The sequence below is a fragment of the Catonella sp. genome (genome assembly GCF_057250765.1).
Genome location: NZ_DBHIEC010000019.1, coordinates 1 through 17,912 on the forward strand (window position 1 = coordinate 1; position 17,912 = coordinate 17,912).

Genomic DNA, 17,912 nt, shown 5'->3' on the forward strand with positions numbered 1-17,912 from the left:
GTGGACTGGTTGTTTGATGATTTATAATGTCAGTAACTTCTAATTTGTAGGGCTGATGTGTTTGTTTTTTGACTAAGTTACGCCTTCGCTGATAAATGTCCAGACTCGCTCCGGTTTTTCTGCAAGGTGCTATTTTTAAGTTTTTACATGATTACGAAAAACCTAACGCGCTCGCTTTTTGGCAGTGACTCGCACTTTGCAAGTTGCGAAGCAACGAAGCAAGGTGCGTTAGTCCTGCCTATATAATAGCTGTCCACGAGTGACGAGTGCGTAGCACGATGTCAGAGTGGAAACAGCGAACTATGCGGCATTATCAGCTCCGGCTGTTTAATTGATGAATAATTGCAAGCAAACACATCAGCCACATTGGGCCAGGTCGGAGTGGCTGTCTTTAATTTGGTATTCGGTTGTTATTTTCATAAATTTAAGGTATCAGCTACGAATGATAAATTCTAAGCGAGCGCATTAGGCGGAGCGAAGCGGATGCCGGAGCGAGTCTGAAATGTTATCATTCGTAGCGTCACTGTTGTTTGAATCTGAAATTGGATATATGGAAGCAAAATATGAGTTTGAAGCTGGGAATCTTGATAAAGCGTTTGAGATATGGCAAAATCTTGTAAAACAAAAGGGAGTTGGGAATAATGCGATATTATTAAGCCGTAGGGCTATAATTTCAAAAGGGGCAGACTATGTTATGGATTGAAATAAAGAAAAATACAGTATCTATAGTATTTGTGATAGCCATGCTGTTGGTGATGGGATTTACATTTTTATCAATTGCACCTGAAGTTGACTACTATTATAGCAAACCGCTGAGTTTTGGAGAATATAGCTATTTTAAGTTAAAGGAAGATGTAAAGCAGGGCAGCTTGGTTGTCTATGGCGGAGAGGAAGGCAATGGAATTCCTGTTGATTTAGAGATAAATGAGGAGATAAGAGCAAGATTAGAAGAAATAATAACAAGAATAAATCCCTCATTTAATGTAGACGAGAAAATGTCAGAGGTTGAAATAAGCTTAACTGATAAGGAAATTTTGGAATTAATAAATGGATTTGAGAAAACAATAGGCTATAGGACAAATTACCATTATGGTGAAAAGTCCGGACTTTATGCTGTTTATAAATATAAAAGGTTTGGAATAAATAGATTACATGATGATAACCGTAATGTGGTAAAAGAGGAAAGAGAGATATTTAATTACTCACTAAAGTCGGGACTTGCAGAAGGATATGCAAGATATTTTATGAACTATATGGGAATATTAACAAGCCTTGTTTCAGCAATCATAGCGGCTACTGTTTTTATAAAAGACAGGCAGAACTATGTCAGGGAATTCATATATGCGTCCAATAGTAAAAGTTCAAAAATTATACTTATAAGAATTGCGTCAGCAGTCATACCTATTTGTTTAATGACATTAATTATGACAATCATTGGAGCAGTGTACTTTTACAGCGAATCGATAACTTATGGCTATATTATTTCTTGCATTCCTTTTATAAAGTACTGGGCTGTTTGGATAGTTCCTACCATATTGGTAACTGTTTCGCTATCAGTTTTTCTGGATATTTTATCAAATAATTTAATCCTCGTTTTCGGAGTACAGTTTATTGTCTGGTTGTTGTCTATAGCTACATTTATGGGGAATTATGAGATATGGAGGGTAGTAATAAGATTTAGTTCTTTTGGGATGGATAAGTATTACGATGGAATAAAAAATGACATATATATAAATCGTATATTTATGGTATTTTTATCAATTATCATTACTGCTATTTCTGTAACGATATTTGATAAGGCAAGAAACGGTAGAAGGCTTAAATACAGGAGGAACTATATAAATGATATATTTTTTGATAGGTTGAGCAAAAAGAAGCATGAACAGCTGTGTTGTAAGGAAAAATCATTTTTAGTTTATCAATTGAAACTTGCATATAACAGTAATGTGATAATAAGCATACTATTTTTACTTGTGTTGTTAATAAGATTTGCAAATAGAAACATGAATGAATATGACATAAAAACTACCGGTGAAAATATAGTGATATTTTTCTCTATGTTTATGCTATTACCACTATGTAATATAGAAAAAAGAAATGGAGTTACCGAGTTTACTTATACAGTGAGAACTTCCTATACTAAAATATATTTTACAAGATTCATAATGGGAGTTATGTTAACAGTAGGGTTAATAACATTTTCATTATATTTTATTTCGTATATGAATGATGTAGTTATTGGATTGTGGGCCATATCCATTTGCATCAGTTCCCTGTATCTTGGGTTGTTTGGAGTGATATTTTCAGAGGCAACAGGCAAGGAAATTACAGGATATGTAGCTTATTTGGGATATTATCTGTTCTGTGCAGTAGGTAAAGAAAATGTTGCTTTTCTAAATGTCTGCTGTTATACTAACCACCTGAAATATTCAGTAATCAGCCTTATAGCAGGTGTTTATATAATGGCAGTGATACTGTTTTTCATAGTAAAAGGTAAAGGATTGGGTAGAAATTGATGGAAATAAAGGTAAATGGGCTGTGTAAGAATTATGAAGAAAAGCCTGCATTAAGTGATATAAGTTTCCATGTAAAAGAGGGAATGTATGGGCTTTTGGGGGCAAATGGTGCAGGCAAAACAACGCTTATAAAAATACTTGCAGGTGTTCTTGAAAAAGATGCAGGAGAGATTTTTTACGGTGGCGAAAAAATACGGAATATTAACGAAATAAGACATAGAATAGGCTATATACCACAAAAATTTTCGTTTTACCCCAATATGACCGTATTTGAAATTATGGACTATTTTTCTGAACTTAATATGGTAAAAAAGGATAAGACAGATATAATAGAAAATTTACTTAAAACAGTCCATCTTGAAGAATGCAAAGGAATTAAGACCAAGTCACTTTCCGGTGGAATGAAACAAAGGCTGGGTATAGCTGTTTCACTTATAGGCAATCCGGATTTACTCTTGGTGGATGAACCAACAGTAGGCTTAGATCCTATGGAGAGAATACATTTTAGTAATGTACTAACTACTTTTTCAAGAAATAGGACTATAATAATATCATCACATATAGTTTCTGATATCGAGTCTACCTGTAAGAGATTGCTTATACTTGATAATGGTAAAAGCGTTTATAATGGTAGTAAAGATGAACTCATCGCAAGGTGTAAAGGCAATGTTTGGGAATTAAAAACAAGTGAAGATGAGTCATTACATTTTGAAAGTAATTATTTCATTTCAAAGAAAGACTTGCTTGAAGATGGAGTTTTGTTGAGAGTAATATCAAAAGAAAAGCCCATAGAATCAGCATGGGAGGTAACGCCTACACTTAACGATTCTTATTTGAATCTGATGAATTAATATGTGGAAATGGTATAAAATTCTCCTTGACCTTACAGTAAGCTGTAATGATATAAATGGTTCAGGAAGGAGGATGATATGACGATTAAAGAATTTGCCCATATCTGTGGCTGCAATCCTCAGACACTTCGTTATTATGATCAAATAGACCTACTGAAACCGGTTAAAGTAGATAGGTGGTCAGGATACCGATATTACGATGAGGAGCAGGCTTATGTTTTTGTTAAAATAAAAAATCTTCAAAAAGCCGGATTTACAATAGATGAGATAAGAGGGCTTCTTGATAAGGATAATCTTGCAATCTGTAGAGCCTTTGACGAAAAAATAGCTAAAGGGGAAAAGAGATTGCAGGAAATCAAAGATATCCGACAGTCATATCAAACTGAAATGAACAATACCAAAAATAAGATTGATGCAGTAAGGAAGAAAATTACTGAAGAAATGCAGGCATACAATCAAGCATCAGAGTTTGGACTACATGCAGATAAGTATGAAAAATTAATCGATAATGTAAATCGCCATTTAGATAATGTGGCTATTTCAGATATTGGCAGGTTTGATTATGAAGAATTTCACAAAGGAGAAGATGTGGAAGAGGAACCTGAATTCTTTGATATGTCTGACAATGCAGACTATGAGCTTGTCTATGAAAAGCATGACTGGTGTAATATCAAGGATTTTATTGATGAATTTTATAATATTGAAAATGGGAATGAGTACGCATTGTTTGTCAGTGTGAATGAGTCGAAAAAGGCCTATAGTATGGCTTTTGTAAGTACTCTAATGGGGCTCATTCTAACAAAAAATCCTGATAAAAACTGTGGTTTTACCTGTAACATAGAGAAATCAAATGACAATAAAAACCATTTCAGGGTATTTAAGATTAAAGGATAAATAATATATTGATACAGACAGGCCCTTGCAGAGAATAGCGGCTCTGCCATATTGAGATTTGCAAATGTACTGTGATATAATGAGGCTGAGAAAGAAGGTGAAAAGATGAGCAAGTCAACGACTAAGCTTGCTATTGCATTTGCTTTTAAGGAATTATTACTGGAAAAGCCTCTAAACAAAATAACAATAAATGATATCGCAGAAAAGTGTGAAATGAACCGTCAGACCTTTTATTATCACTTTCATGACATTTTGGAGCTCACAGAATGGATTTGCGAATCGGATGCAGAAAGAGCATTAAGCGAAAATCGTACATATGAAACCTGGCAGGAAGGCTTTTTGTCTATATTCAACATGATAAAAAAAGACAAGAATTTTATTATAAATATTTACCGCAATGTGCCGAGTGACTATCTGCACAGGTACTTATATAAGGCTACATATCAGCTTCTTTACGATGTGTTGGAGGAAAAGGCAAAGGGAATGGTTATCAGAGAAGACGACAAGGCCTTTATTGCAAACTTTTATAAATACGGCTTTGTGGGTCTTTTGCTGGAATGGATTGACAATGGAATGAAAGATGAGCCCACACTCATTGTAGAACGCCTAAATTCGCTTATTCAAGGCAACTTTGAGCAGGCTCTAAACAATGCAAAATTGAATAAATAAATACGACAAAGACGGTGATTTGTCGTATTTTAACCCAAAATCGGGGGATTGTCGTATATGCTGACAATCCCCCGATTTTGTGCATATTATTATCTTAGAATAATGCTTATACTTATGCACATAGAAAACAGATGAGCTAGACAAGGGAGTTTAGCTACAAAAATAAATGAAAAGGAGACTAAGCCTATGTATTATTCAGCAGGAACTTATGAAGCATTTGCAAAGCCGGAGAAGCCGGAGGGAGCTGACAGGAAATCAGCCTATATAATAGGAACAGGACTTGCAGGGCTTTCTGCAGCATTCTATCTTGTAAGGGATGGACAGGTAAAGGGTGAGAGGATTCATCTGCTTGAGAAGCTTACGCTCGCAGGAGGCAGCTGCGATGGTAGAAAAGACGTGAGAAAGGGCTTTTACATGAGGGGCGGAAGGGAGATGGACAACCACTTTGAGTGTATGTGGGACATGTACAGAGATGTGCCTTCCATAGAAAATCCTGAAATATCTGTGCTTGATGAATATTATTGGTTAAATAAACACGATCCGAACTACTCGCTTTGCAGAGCCTCTGAAAAACGCGGACAGGATGCGCATACAGATAAAAAATTTACACTTGATAAGATGTCCCAGATGGCACTTACCAAGCTGTTTATGACACCGGAGAAGGAGCTTGAAGACAAGAAGATAAGCGAGGTTCTGCCGGACTCTTTCTGGGAAACTAATTTCTGGCTGTACTGGCAGACCATGTTCGCATTTCAAAGATGGTCGTCTGCACTTGAGATGAAGAGATATTTATGTAGATTCTGCCACCATATAGATGGGCTTCCTGACTTTACTGCACTTCGTTTTACAAAGTACAACCAGTATGAAAGTATGATACTTCCACTTGTAAAATATCTTGAAAATCACGGAGTAAAGGTAGAATACGGTATAGATGTTAAAAATGTTATCATTAAGGATGAGAATGGAAGAAAGGTTGCCACTCAGATTGTATACGAGAAGAATGGAGAGACGGATCAGATAGACCTTGTAGAGGATGATTTGGTATTCATTACAAATGGATGTTGTACGGATACCTCCTGCTATGGAGACCAGAATACCGCGCCTGATATAAGCAATGTGAAGAATGGTGAAGGTGAGTCATGGGATTTGTGGAAAAATATCGCATCTCAGGCTAAAAACGGTGAGTATGGAAATCCTGACAAGTTCTGCAGTGATGTTGAAGCAACCAACTGGATGAGTGCAACAGTTGAAACCTCAGATGAGGAAATCATTCAAAGGATAATCAGCATATGTAAGAGAGACCCAAGGGCAGGAAAGGTTACCACAGGCGGTATAGTAACTGTAAAGGATAGTACGGATAACTGGTATCTGTCCTGGACTATCAACCGCCAGCCACAGTTTAAGTCTCAAAATAAGGATACTGTTTTGATTTGGGTATATGCACTTACTACCAATAAAGAAGGAAACTACGTCAAGAAGGCTATGCGTGACTGTACAGGTGAAGAGGTGTGCAGAGAATGGCTGTATCACATAGGAGCTCCGCTTGACAAGATAGACGAATGGGCAAAGAACTGCTGCAACACCACCACCTGCTTCATGCCTTATATCAATGCCTTCTTCCAGCCAAGAAAGGAAAAGGACAGACCGCTTGTAGTCCCTAAGGGAGCAGTTAACTTCGCATTCCTTGGACAGTTCACGGAAACACCAAGAGACACTATATTTACTACAGAATACTCTATTCGTACCGGAATGGAGGCTGTATATACCCTTCTTAATGTTGACCGCGGCGTACCGGAGGTATGGGGCTCAAAGTATGACATAAGAGAGCTTCTAAGGGCTGCTTACTATGCAATCGACAAGAAGAAACTGTCTGAACTTCCTCTGTCATTTAAAGAGAAAATTGCTCTAAAGATTGCGCTTAACGTAGCAAAGGGAACTGATATCGAGATTCTCTTAAGGGAGAGTGGGTTAATAGAATAGAGAGTGGGCTAATAACATAATAAATAACTGTCTTTAAACTAATGTAGTTTAGAGACAGTTTTATTTTAGATCTTTTAACTACACAATGCGGGCCTTTAGGCGATATCGGAATTATCCTTATTTGCACTCGCTTTTTTAAATATTATCTTTGCTTTATGCAAGCAGTTTTTCCTCTAAATTATCATCAAGCCCGAACTCTTTCAAGTCCTGTTCCCTTATGTCTAATTCTGCCTTAATTATGTCAAGCATCTCATAATAAGCCAGTGCCTTGCCATCATAGAAAAGGTTGCTCTTATCCTTATCCCACTCTGGAACATGAACATATGGATTCTCTATATATTCTTCATGTTCCTTAATCCTTTTGGATAAATTTTTGATAGCACGCTTTAATGAAGCTGAACTTTGCTTTGGCACATCATTTTCCGCAAAAATTGTAAATTCATCTCTAACCCCTCGTTATTTTGTATTATATCACTAAGTTTAGTTCCCTTCAAGTCTCTCGCATATGAAGAAAGAAATGGTTCTCGGAAAGAACATCATTTCCGTTGCAATTGAAAATGACTATTGATATTATTCACAAAAGGTTGTAGTATATTTCATGTAATCTATTAAATATTCTAACTCCATATCAGGTTTTGGGGGACTTGACGTAGCTACCAGGGGGGTGATTTTATTTTTATCAATAAAGCTCTGCTTGCATTTTCAAGAGGTTCAGAAAGTAAAATATCAAAAGCCATTTTCTTACAGCTAATAATAACGATGTTTTCATCAGCAGTATCGGTCTGCCTGAGTATTTTAATAAACGAGCTGCTAAAGTCTATGCAGATAGGAAGTCCCTCTGTATCCATGCTTATAGGCTCTATATTTGTCCTGCTTATAGTGATTAAATTCCTTTACAGATTAAATGTAAGAGTGGTAAATGAGGCAGGAAGAAGCATAAAGGATAATGTAAGAGCGAAGATACTTCAGAAGCTCTTTCTCCTTGGCCCTGAATATGCTGATACTATCCGCACAGGTAGCTTGACTTCAATGTTTACTACCAGAGTAGAATGGCTAATGAATTATTATACTAAGTATCTTCCTGTTATTCTAAGTGCAGTGTTAAATGCAGGTATATTTATTATTTTCCTTATGTATGTAGATATCTATACAGGCATAGTTTCCCTTGTTTCGGTGGTAATGATGCTTGTCATCCCGATGCTGTTTTTTGGTATTATGAAAGAAAAGGGAAAGAAAGAGTGGGAAGAACACGCTACTTACTACAGTGAGTGCCTGGACGGTTTGCAGGGAATGGTTAGCCTTAAGGCATTTAATGCGGATGCTAAGTATGTAAGGGATATTAAGAACTACGGTGAGAATTACAGAAAGGCTATTATGGCTCATCTGAAGGTCACAATCATAGAGGGTACATTTTCAGAGTTCTTCTTAAGAGTAGGTACTGCACTGACTATAGCTATTACCGGGCTTAGGTGTGCCTATGGCTATGTGGATAAAAATTATCTCATATATTCGTTCTTTGCTATAGGGGCGGCATTTTCCCCTATGTTAAATCTAATCAGTGCCTGGCATCTGGGCTTTCAGGGTGTTTCAGGCTCATATTCTTTGGGTGAATTCCTTGAGACCAAGAGTGAGAATCTTATGGAAAATGATGTAATAGGCAGGGAGGCAAAAAACAGGCAGGAACTAGAGTCCTTACTTGATGAGAAGCATTTTCAGAAGGTTATAAATGGGGATGTCAGGCTTAGCTTTAATAAGGTGTCTTTTAGGTACAAGGGAGCTAAAAAGGATACCTTAAAGAACATAAGCTTTGAACTATATAAGGGTAAGACCATAGCCCTGATAGGACCGTCAGGGGGTGGAAAGTCCACTATAGCTGGGCTTATGATGGGGTTTTACAGGGCAGATAGTGGAGAAGTGACACTAAATGAAAAGGTGATGAACAATGAAAATACAGCATTTTTTGGCGACAATATAGCTGCTGTGTGGCAGGATAATCATCTGTTCTACGGGAGCATTTATGAGAATATAAAGATGGGAAAGCCGTCTGCTACCGATGAAGAGATATATGAGGCTGCTAAGAAAGCTATGATTTATGACCTGATTATGTCGCTTCCTGAAGAGTTTGATACTGGTGTGGATGAGCTTGGCAGCAGGTTCTCTGCTGGTGAAAGGCAGAGAATAGCTATTGCAAGGGCTTTGCTTAAGGATGCGCCTATTCTCATCTTTGATGAAGCTACCTCTGCTCTTGATAGGGAAAATGAAAGATGCATAGGGGAAACCCTGCAGTCACTAAAGCCTGATAAGGGTATTCTCATTATAGCTCATAGATTATCCACTATAAGTATGGCCGATGAAATCCTGGTGGTGGAAGATGGAGAGATTATTGATAGAGGAAACAGGCGATATTTGGAGGAAAACTGTGAACTTTTTAGAAGGCTTATAAGAGGAGTGAAATAGATATGGGTAAGATGAAATATGTGTTCTTACTTTCAAAGTATATAAAGAATTATAGAATAAATGTTATACTCTGCGTTATTATCCATGCCCTTTACAAGAGCCTGCCTATATGCCTCGGCTTTGAAACGGCATTAATCGTGTCAAAGGCTATGAGTGGGATTTTGACAAGCCCTGTGATGCATTTTCTAATCGTACTTGCGATGGTTATCGGTATGGCAGTATTAAATTATCTTGACATCTATGTGTCGCATGATGCGGCATACAAGATACTCACCACATTAAGGGGTGTATCCTATGAGAAGATAGCAAGGCTTGCACCGGCGGGACTTGAGGGCGAAAAAAGTGGAGACATAATGAGTATCGTGCTTGAAGATGTGGAAATATTGGAGTGGTTCTATGCCCATTCGATAATTCAGGTCTTTGTGGCAATCATTTTACCAGTCATTTCTTTCATCATTGTCGGATATTTTTCACCTGAATTTTCGCTTATCCTTATAGCGTTTTCGATTATTATTCTACTAATCTCAGGCAGGAAAAATAGTAAGGCTGACAGATACGGAAGTGAGACGCAGTCAAGGCTTGGCGAGTTAAACGCTGTCATTATAGACGGGATACAGGGGCTTAAGGAAATCATTACATTTCGTGGCTTTAGGGCATATTTTAAGAAGATGTTTAGGTACAATGATGATTATAACAAAGCTTATTTTGACTATTCTAGAGAGGCTGTGGAGGAAGTAACCAACACCAATCTAATCATAGGCATTTCTTCGGTAATCTCAGCCGTTGCAGGAGTGTATTTTGCCATAAAAGGTGAATACTCTGCTGAATTTGTACTTCCGCTTATTGCGGTATCAAGTATGGTATACAGCCCTTTAAGTGAGATGCTTTCTATGAAGAGTAACTATGGAAGAATATTTGCGGCAGCAGGCAGGGTATTTGATTTTCTAAATGAAGAAGAGCCTGTTATCAATGGCGGCAGGTTAAATGCAAAAGATGTAATGAGTGAAAATGTAGGGGGATTAGCATTTAACAATGTCGGATTTGCCTATAAAGACAGGGAAACAGGGGTAGAAAACAAGGTTATAAAGGATGTTTCATTTACTGTAGAAGAGGGAAAGAGCGTTGTATTAGTTGGCTCTTCAGGCTCGGGTAAATCCACCTTAATCAAGCTTTTACAAAGATTTTGGGATGTAGATAAGGGAAACATTACCATAAATGGAAATGACATAAAAGAAATAAAGATAGAGGAGTTAAGGAAGATGATTTCCGTCATTCCGCAGGATGTCTACCTGTTTAACCGTAGTATAGAAGAAAATCTAAAATTGGCAAAGGAAGATGCTGGAGATGTGGAAATAAAGAAAGCCTTACAAGATGCCAATGTTATGGATCTGATAAACAGGCTTCCAGAGGGGATAAAGACAGTTGTAGGAGAAAGAGGAGCAAGCCTTTCAGGCGGTGAGAAGCAGAGAATATCCATAGCAAGAGCATTCTTAAAGGACTCGCCTATATTGATAATGGATGAGATTACTGCCAGTTTGGACTATGAAAACGAGAACAAGATAAATGAGTCTCTAAATGAATTAAAGAAGGGCAGGATAACCCTAATGATAGCCCACAGGCTCTCCACTATTAAAAGTGCAGACTATGTAGCTTTTATAAATGATGGAGTCTGCGAGGCTTTCGGGACTTTCGATGAAGTCTATGAGGCTAATGAGAACTTTAGGAGGGTATTAGGGGAAGACTTGATGAAGCCATAACCATTTAAATTCATTTCGGTTACATTTTTAGAAATATGCAACAATATTAAGAATTTATGTATAAATATAGACATTTGTGAATTTATTATGTATAATGTGTTATCGCGTTTGGCATACTTGGTGTGCCAGGGCCTAATTGTTTGACATTATATAACCAATTGGCATAGTTAATATTATGAATAATTATACTATAAAGTAGGTTGTGTTATGCAGACAATAAAATCACATTATAGGAGGAGAACAGGAATGGTTTCAAAAAAAGTGTTATGTCTTACCCTTGCGCTGGCTACAAGTTTGTCAACTTTCCAGTCAGGGTATGCCTTAGCAAATGACAAAAGTACGGATTCTTTGAATCAGGCTGCTTCATATGCTGCAGGCTCATTTGCTATAAGCTGGAAGTCTTTGCTTGCTAGCGAGAAGGAAGGAAAAGGCTCCTTCGTTGTGATGCTTAAGGATGGAGAAAATCCTGCTTCAGCGGTGTCAGCCTTTACTGAGAAGGTGAAGAGCCTTGGCGTAGAAGCGGAGATTGAAGAGGTATTCAACACCGAATTTGCAGGAGTTGTGTACAAGACTACCAAGGCTGATGCCCTTAAGATAGCACAATTGCCTGAGGTAGAGGTTGTAAGCAGGGAGAAGGTATACAAGCAGGCTAAGATGCCTGAGAGACAGGTAGGCAGAGCAGCATTTAGAAGCTACGTGCCAAACAACATCCGTATGGTCAAGGATAAGGTGCCTGCTGAATATGACGGTAGGGGAATGGCTGTAGCCATCATCGATTCAGGTGCAGATGTCTATAATCCTGACTTCCGTCTGGATGAGGGAGTAACAGGTAAGGTAAGCGATGATTTGGCTAAAGGCTTTATTGCAGGAAGTAAAAGAGGCCAGTACATAAATCAAAAGATACCTTTTGTATACGATTATGCTGATAAGGATAATAACGTATTAGAACCTAAAAAGGATTCTCACGGTATGCATGTAGCTGGTATTACTGCAGCTAATCCGGTAAACCCTGAGGATAACGGAGTAGTAGGTGTTGCACCTAATGCTCAGTTACTTATAATGAAGGTATTTGGAGACAACGACAAGGGAGCACGTACAAGAGATTATGTAAATGCTCTTGAAGACTGTGTTTCTTTAGGAGTAAATGCAGCCAATATGAGTCTTGGCTCAGGTGCAGGCTCTGAGAGATTTATGGATCCGGCTGTGTCTGTTGTAATTAAGAAGGCAAAGGCGACAGGTATGACTGTGGCTATTGCAGAAGGTAATGACGGATATTTTGGTCAGGGAACGGCACTGCCTAGTGTAGAATTCCCTGACTACGGACTTGCAGCATCACCGGGTATAGTTCCTGATGCACTTACAGTTGCTTCTATAGAGAATACCATTGTAAGAAGAAGTGTTGTTGAAGTTGAAGGAAGCAATAGAAAGCTTGTATATGCAAGTCTTATGAACGCAGACAATTATAAGGATCAAGAAGACTTGTATAATAATTACAAGGAAGTCGTATTCAGAGGTCTTGGTAAAGAGGATGATTTTAAGAATGATACGGAGAACGGCCTTGAGGGTAAGATTGTTCTTATACAAAGAGGTGAAATTACCTTTGCTGATAAGATTAAGAATGCAAAGGCTCACGGCGCTAAGATAGTGCTCATCCATAATCACCAGGCGGGCGGTTCCAACCTTATGGGAATGGTAACCAATGATACAGAAACAGTTACAACCATGATTTCCTATGATGATGGTATATTCTTGAGAGATAATCCTTCATCTAAGCTCCGTTTTGCAAAGAAAACGGTTGAGGTTAAGAGCCCTAACGAAGGCAAAATGTCAGATTTCAGCAGCTGGGGACTTACATCTGATGGAAACTTCAAGCCTGATATAACAGCTCCGGGTGGAAATATTTACTCTACATTGAATGACCAGACTTATGGAAATATGTCTGGTACAAGTATGGCATCCCCTCACGTAGCAGGTGCGATTGCTGTTATTTTACAGAGAATAAACAGGGATTACCCTGAGGTTAAAGAGAGCAAGAAGCAGGAACTTACCAAGAATATTCTTATGAGCTCTGCTCTTCCTCATAAGAGTTTAACAAATGGACTCTATAGTTCACCTAGACAGCAGGGTGCGGGCGTCTTAAATCTTTACAATGCTATCTATGCGCCAGCCGTATTATACGGGAAAGACCATGTTACAGGTGTTAACCTTGGAAGTATAGCAAAAGGTGGCAAAGCTGATGTAAGTGTAACCTTGGAAAATATTACAAAGAGCAGCATTACCTACAATGCCAAGCTCTACCTCACTACAGACGGTGTTGAGGATGGAAAGACAGGAAGATACTTTACACTTGACCCTGTTACCCTTGGTGCTATTGACCTTGGCAGTGTAACTGTAGATGCAGGGAAAACTGTTAACGTTAATGCACAAATAGATGTGTCAAAATATAACTTCCCTGAAACACCATATGGTAACTATCTTGATGGTTTCATAGTATTTACTTCTGATACAGAAGTAGAGTTAAGCATACCTGTAACAGGTTTTGTAGGAGATTGGGCTAATCTTCCTGTACTTGAGGATGACATCTACACTCTTGAAAATGAAAGAAAGGCACCTGTATATTATAGCCCTTATGCTACATATACACATCTTGGCAGTAAAGTAAATGGAAAGCAGGCGGTACTCGGAGAAATACCTGTAGATGAAGAAAATAACGAGTATAAAGCCGATCATCTTGCGATTTCTCCTAATGGGGACGGTACCTATGACTTTATAAGATTCTATGGAACCTTCTTAAGAGGCTTCAGAGATTTTACATTTAAGGTAAAAGATGCATCTACAGGAGATGAAATCTATACAAGCAAAGAGGATACAGAAGGTCTTAAGAACTACCATGGAGAGGCTATTGCAACACAGGAAGATATTGATAAAAAGGTATCTACAGGCGAAGACTGGGAGTGGGACGGTAAAGTAGGAGACGCTGAAGCGCCTGATGGAAAGTATGTTATTGAGGTTAGCTACTACCCACTCGTATCCGGCGCTAGTATCCAAACAAAGACCTTTAACTTTATAGTTGACAGAGTTAAGCCTGAAGTAGAACTTTCTTCTTATGATGCTGAAAAGACCGAATTTAAGGTAAGTAAGATTAAAGAAGAACTTTCAGGAATCAGAGATGTATCTGCATATATTATGGAAGATGGCAAGGTAAAATACCTTGAAGTTAAGGAAGACAACGGAGTATATGTAATCAATACATCAGAAGCAGGAGAAGGCAAGGAACTTAAAGACATTAACCTCTACATTGAAGACTGGGCAGGAAATGTATATGATGCTCCTCTTTCAGAGTCCATTAAGGAAGAGAAGAAGCCTGAAATTACTCCTACTACACCTGTAGTACCTTCTCCTTCAGTTCCATTAGTTCCGGTAGCACCTTCAGTTCCAGGTACTACTCCAGCACCTGGTGGTTCATTAGTGCCTTCACCTGATATTACGCCTATGCCAACTAATCCTGATGCGAAGCTTGATATAGATGGCGATAAGACTCCTCAGGGAGACGCTGCTAACCAGGGTTCTGAGTCTGGAAAAGCAGGCAGCATAAAGAAGTACCAGTTAACCAAGATTAAGGCAAAGACAGCCTTAAATAAGATAGTTAAGAAGTTCAAGGCTCTTTTTACCAAGGAAGCTTACAAGGTTAAACTTCTTGTGTCTAAGGAAAAGGTAGAAGTAAGGCTTCCATACAAGAAGGCAGCAAAGGGCTATGTATTCTACGCTGCCGATATAAAAACCGGCAAGCGTTACAAGGCTTCTTACGACAAGAAGAAAAAGGAGCTTGTATTTAAGACAGATAAGTCAGGAACTTATGCTATTTTGAAGAAAAAGGCTAAGAAGAAGTAGTATATAAAGGATTAAAGGCCTAAAAGCAAAATAGTGAAAAAATAGTGTAATTTTAGTGGAATAAAAGCACCTTCTCTGATACAATAAATGTATAGGGAGGTGCTTTTTTATGATAAAGGTAAGTTTGAATAATGAAATATTAAAAGTGTTCAAGAGATAAAATAGAGATTGTGGCCGCTCCCAGTTTCAAAGAAACCTTGTGGGGGAACGGTACAACCTCTATTTATTTTGATTATACAGTATATAGCATTAAAAATCAAGCACCTGCAACAGGGCGTTTGTGTCAAGTACTCGAGCAGAGTGCTTTTTATACGGACCAGCAAGCATATAACCGAGTAACTCAAATTAACCAACCTTGTAAAGGCATAAGTGATGGCACATATTATTAGCGCTAATCCACCTCACCCTGTCAAAACTCGGCCAAATATCTTAAATGAACTGCTCTCCGTAATAGGCATAGGGGCATATTTCTTGTTAAGAGAAACGAGATAAGCCCCTTTTTTATTATTTTGAAACTTTTTCACATAGGCATTGCCATCAAGGAAAAAAATGCCGATTTCGCCGTCAAGAAGTGAAGAGGTCTGCTCAATCCATATAAGTTCACCATCTTTATAAACAGGTTCCATGCTGTCTCCACTTACATGAACCCCAAAATCAGCCTTCTCAGGTATATCCGCTGAAGCATGCATCTCATAGTCTTCCCCGTCTAAGAAGGAGCCATTGCCTGCTGATACGGCGGCAAAGTAAACCTTTCTTTCTCTTATCACATTGATAGGAATAATCTCGGCAGTCTTATAATCTCCACTTTTTTCAAGAAGAGAGGTGTATTCCATTACCTTGTCTATACCCTCTTTATTCAGGTTACGGAAAGGATTGTCGGGATTAGTCCCTATAAATTCTGTGTATATATCATAAATGTTTAAAATCTCGCATATAGCAAGTAGCTGCTTAGAGCTTGGCAGAGAAAGTCCTGATTCCCAGGCACTTACGGTATTTGGTTTAACAAAGATATCGTAGCTTGTAAGCCTGTCTGCAAGCTGGCTCTGCTTAAGCTTATGCTCTTTTCTATGCTTTGCGATAGTTTTTCCCAAATCTTTCATAATAAATCACCTTTCCGTGTTTGTGTTGGGTATATAAACTGGAACTTCGGATTTCAATTCAGCCTCGTGTTATAATGATGTGGGTGTCAAAAGTATTTGACACCCATTGATACAGGATTGCTACAGCGTAGCTTTAGCAATCCTTGCAAAAATATTCGTAATCCGCTCATTTTTTTGCAAAAAATGGCTACTTACTCATATTTTTTGCGTGTCAAAAGATAATAAATTCTCTTGCAAGCAAGCTTGCATCGAATTTTTATACTTTTGACACTTGTATCATTATATCATTGAAACATCAAATATTCAAGCTTAAATCAATAACAATAGAATAAATAAAAAATTAACACTTGAAATTCAATAAAATTAGAGTTATATTATATACAAGATATTCGAACATAGATTCGATTTCAATATACAACATTATTGAGTGATGTGGGAGTCACAAGATATTTAGCATTTTATATATTATTTTTAGGGAAAGGAAGGCCACAGATATGAGTAGAACCATACTTCACAGTGACTGCAACTGCTTTTATGCTTCAGTTGAACTTTTGCACCACCCCGAGCTTAGGGGAAGGCCTGTGGCGGTTTGTGGCAATCCCGATGCAAGGCATGGCATAATTCTCACAGCAGATTATGAGGCAAAGAGGTATGGAGTAAAGACAGGTATGGCGCTCTGGCAGGCAAGACAGCTCTGTCCTGACCTCATCTTTCTTCCTGCCAGGATGGATCTTTATCTTAGATTTTCAAGGATGGCTCAGGAAATATATTCGGAATACACAGACAAGGTAGAGCCATTTGGAATAGATGAGTCCTGGCTTGATGTGACAGAGAGTGTGAGCGTAAAGGGAGACGGATATTCAATTGCAAAGGAAATAAATAACAGGATGAAAAAGGAACTTGGCATAACCGTCAGTATAGGAGTCTCATTTAACAAGGTTTTTGCAAAGCTTGGCTCTGACTACAAGAAGCCTGATGCCATTACCACCATGGGGAAGGATGAATATCGCACAAAGGCATGGCAGCTTCCGGCATCCGACCTTTTGTATGTGGGTAGGGCTACAGGTAGAAAATTATCTTCGCTCGGCATAAAAACCATAGGTGACCTCGCACTTATGGACGAGGCTATTCTGGTTAAAAAGCTTGGCAAGGTGGGAAGTATCATCCATGCATTTGCAAATGGTTATGACACCTCTCCCGTAAAGATTGAAAATACTTCCGCACCGATTAAATCAGTAGGCAACAGCACCACAACTCCGAAGGATATGAGAACTGATGAGGATGTAAAGATCGTATTATACATTCTTGCAGAGAGCGTGGCTGCAAGGCTTCGTGAAAATGGATTTCGTTGCAGAACTGTGGAAATAAGCATCAGAGACAAGGAATTATTTCATTTTTCAAAACAGACCAAGCTTAAAAATGCCAGCAATATCACAGGTGAAATAGCTGAAGCAGCTTATATGCTTTACAAAAAAAGCTACAGTCTGCCTGCAAATGAATATGAGCTTAAAAGCTTTGGTACGGAATTTTATCAAAAGCCTCTAAGGAGTATAGGAATCAGTGGCTCAGATCTTGTGACAGACTTTTACTGGGAGCAGATGGATATATTTATGGATCCTAAGCTTAGGGAAAAGAGGATGAAGATGGATGTCACTGTTGACAATATAAGAAAAAGATTTGGATTTTACAGCATTCAGAGGGGGCTTATGTACAGAGATTCTATCTTATCTGCCTGTAATGCTAAGGAAGATCATACTGTGCACCCTATCGGGTACTTTGGGTGATGCAAGCGCCAAA

Annotated in this window: 12 protein-coding genes; 10 read left to right on the plus strand and 2 right to left on the minus strand. The window is 38.3% G+C overall.

Annotated elements, in window-relative coordinates; translation table 11 throughout:
• The first annotated feature begins 502 nt into the window (after positions 1 to 502).
• The 6 genes from ACO6HM_RS09685 (at position 503) to ACO6HM_RS09710 (ending at position 6,910) form a co-directional block, all read left to right on the plus strand.
• Complete coding sequence (locus tag ACO6HM_RS09685) at positions 503 to 703, plus strand: hypothetical protein (RefSeq protein WP_485390844.1); 201 nt, start codon at positions 503 to 505, stop codon at positions 701 to 703.
• Entirely contained in the window at positions 690 to 2,516 is a 1,827-nt protein-coding gene (locus ACO6HM_RS09690) for an ABC transporter permease (RefSeq protein WP_485390845.1), read from the plus strand. The genes ACO6HM_RS09685 and ACO6HM_RS09690 overlap by 14 nt, the downstream gene beginning before the upstream one ends.
• Complete coding sequence (locus ACO6HM_RS09695) at positions 2,516 to 3,367, plus strand: ABC transporter ATP-binding protein (protein ID WP_485390846.1); 852 nt, start codon at positions 2,516 to 2,518, stop codon at positions 3,365 to 3,367. The genes ACO6HM_RS09690 and ACO6HM_RS09695 overlap by 1 nt, the downstream gene beginning before the upstream one ends.
• A 78-nt stretch (positions 3,368 to 3,445) precedes the next feature.
• Positions 3,446 to 4,261 carry a helix-turn-helix domain-containing protein gene (locus ACO6HM_RS09700; RefSeq protein WP_485390847.1) on the plus strand — a complete coding sequence of 272 codons (816 nt, stop codon included), beginning with the start codon at positions 3,446 to 3,448 and terminating at the stop codon, positions 4,259 to 4,261.
• Between the two features lie 105 nt (positions 4,262 to 4,366).
• Positions 4,367 to 4,930, plus strand: a complete 564-nt coding sequence (locus ACO6HM_RS09705; protein WP_485390848.1) for a TetR/AcrR family transcriptional regulator — start codon at positions 4,367 to 4,369, stop codon at positions 4,928 to 4,930.
• A gap of 186 nt (positions 4,931 to 5,116) precedes the next feature.
• Complete coding sequence (locus tag ACO6HM_RS09710) at positions 5,117 to 6,910, plus strand: oleate hydratase (protein ID WP_485390849.1); 1,794 nt, start codon at positions 5,117 to 5,119, stop codon at positions 6,908 to 6,910.
• A gap of 153 nt (positions 6,911 to 7,063) precedes the next feature.
• Here ACO6HM_RS09710 and ACO6HM_RS09715 read toward each other — a convergent pair whose 3' ends face one another.
• Positions 7,064 to 7,324 carry a transposase gene (locus ACO6HM_RS09715; protein WP_485390850.1) on the minus strand — a complete coding sequence of 87 codons (261 nt, stop codon included), beginning with the start codon at positions 7,322 to 7,324 and terminating at the stop codon, positions 7,064 to 7,066.
• A 321-nt stretch (positions 7,325 to 7,645) separates the two neighbouring features.
• Here ACO6HM_RS09715 and ACO6HM_RS09720 point away from each other — a divergent pair, with 321 nt between their 5' ends.
• The 3 genes from ACO6HM_RS09720 (at position 7,646) to ACO6HM_RS09730 (ending at position 15,015) form a co-directional block, all read left to right on the plus strand.
• Positions 7,646 to 9,367 (plus strand): ABC transporter ATP-binding protein/permease, encoded by a 1,722-nt coding sequence (locus ACO6HM_RS09720; RefSeq protein WP_485390875.1) that lies wholly within the window; start codon positions 7,646 to 7,648, stop codon positions 9,365 to 9,367.
• A gap of 2 nt (positions 9,368 to 9,369) precedes the next feature.
• Positions 9,370 to 11,124 (plus strand): ABC transporter ATP-binding protein, encoded by a 1,755-nt coding sequence (locus ACO6HM_RS09725; protein WP_485390851.1) that lies wholly within the window; start codon positions 9,370 to 9,372, stop codon positions 11,122 to 11,124.
• A 246-nt stretch (positions 11,125 to 11,370) separates the two neighbouring features.
• Entirely contained in the window at positions 11,371 to 15,015 is a 3,645-nt protein-coding gene (locus ACO6HM_RS09730; RefSeq protein WP_485390852.1) for a S8 family serine peptidase, read from the plus strand.
• A gap of 401 nt (positions 15,016 to 15,416) precedes the next feature.
• Here ACO6HM_RS09730 and ACO6HM_RS09735 read toward each other — a convergent pair whose 3' ends face one another.
• The gene (locus ACO6HM_RS09735; protein WP_485390853.1) at positions 15,417 to 16,115 is read right to left on the minus strand and encodes an XRE family transcriptional regulator; all 699 of its coding nucleotides are present in this window, start codon (positions 16,113 to 16,115) and stop codon (positions 15,417 to 15,419) included.
• 494 nt (positions 16,116 to 16,609) lie between these two features.
• Between ACO6HM_RS09735 and dinB the strand changes: the two genes are divergently transcribed.
• Positions 16,610 to 17,899: a DNA polymerase IV gene (gene dinB, locus ACO6HM_RS09740; protein ID WP_485390854.1), complete on the plus strand. Its 1,290-nt coding sequence runs from the start codon at positions 16,610 to 16,612 to the stop codon at positions 17,897 to 17,899.
• The last annotated feature ends 13 nt before the right edge of the window (positions 17,900 to 17,912 follow it).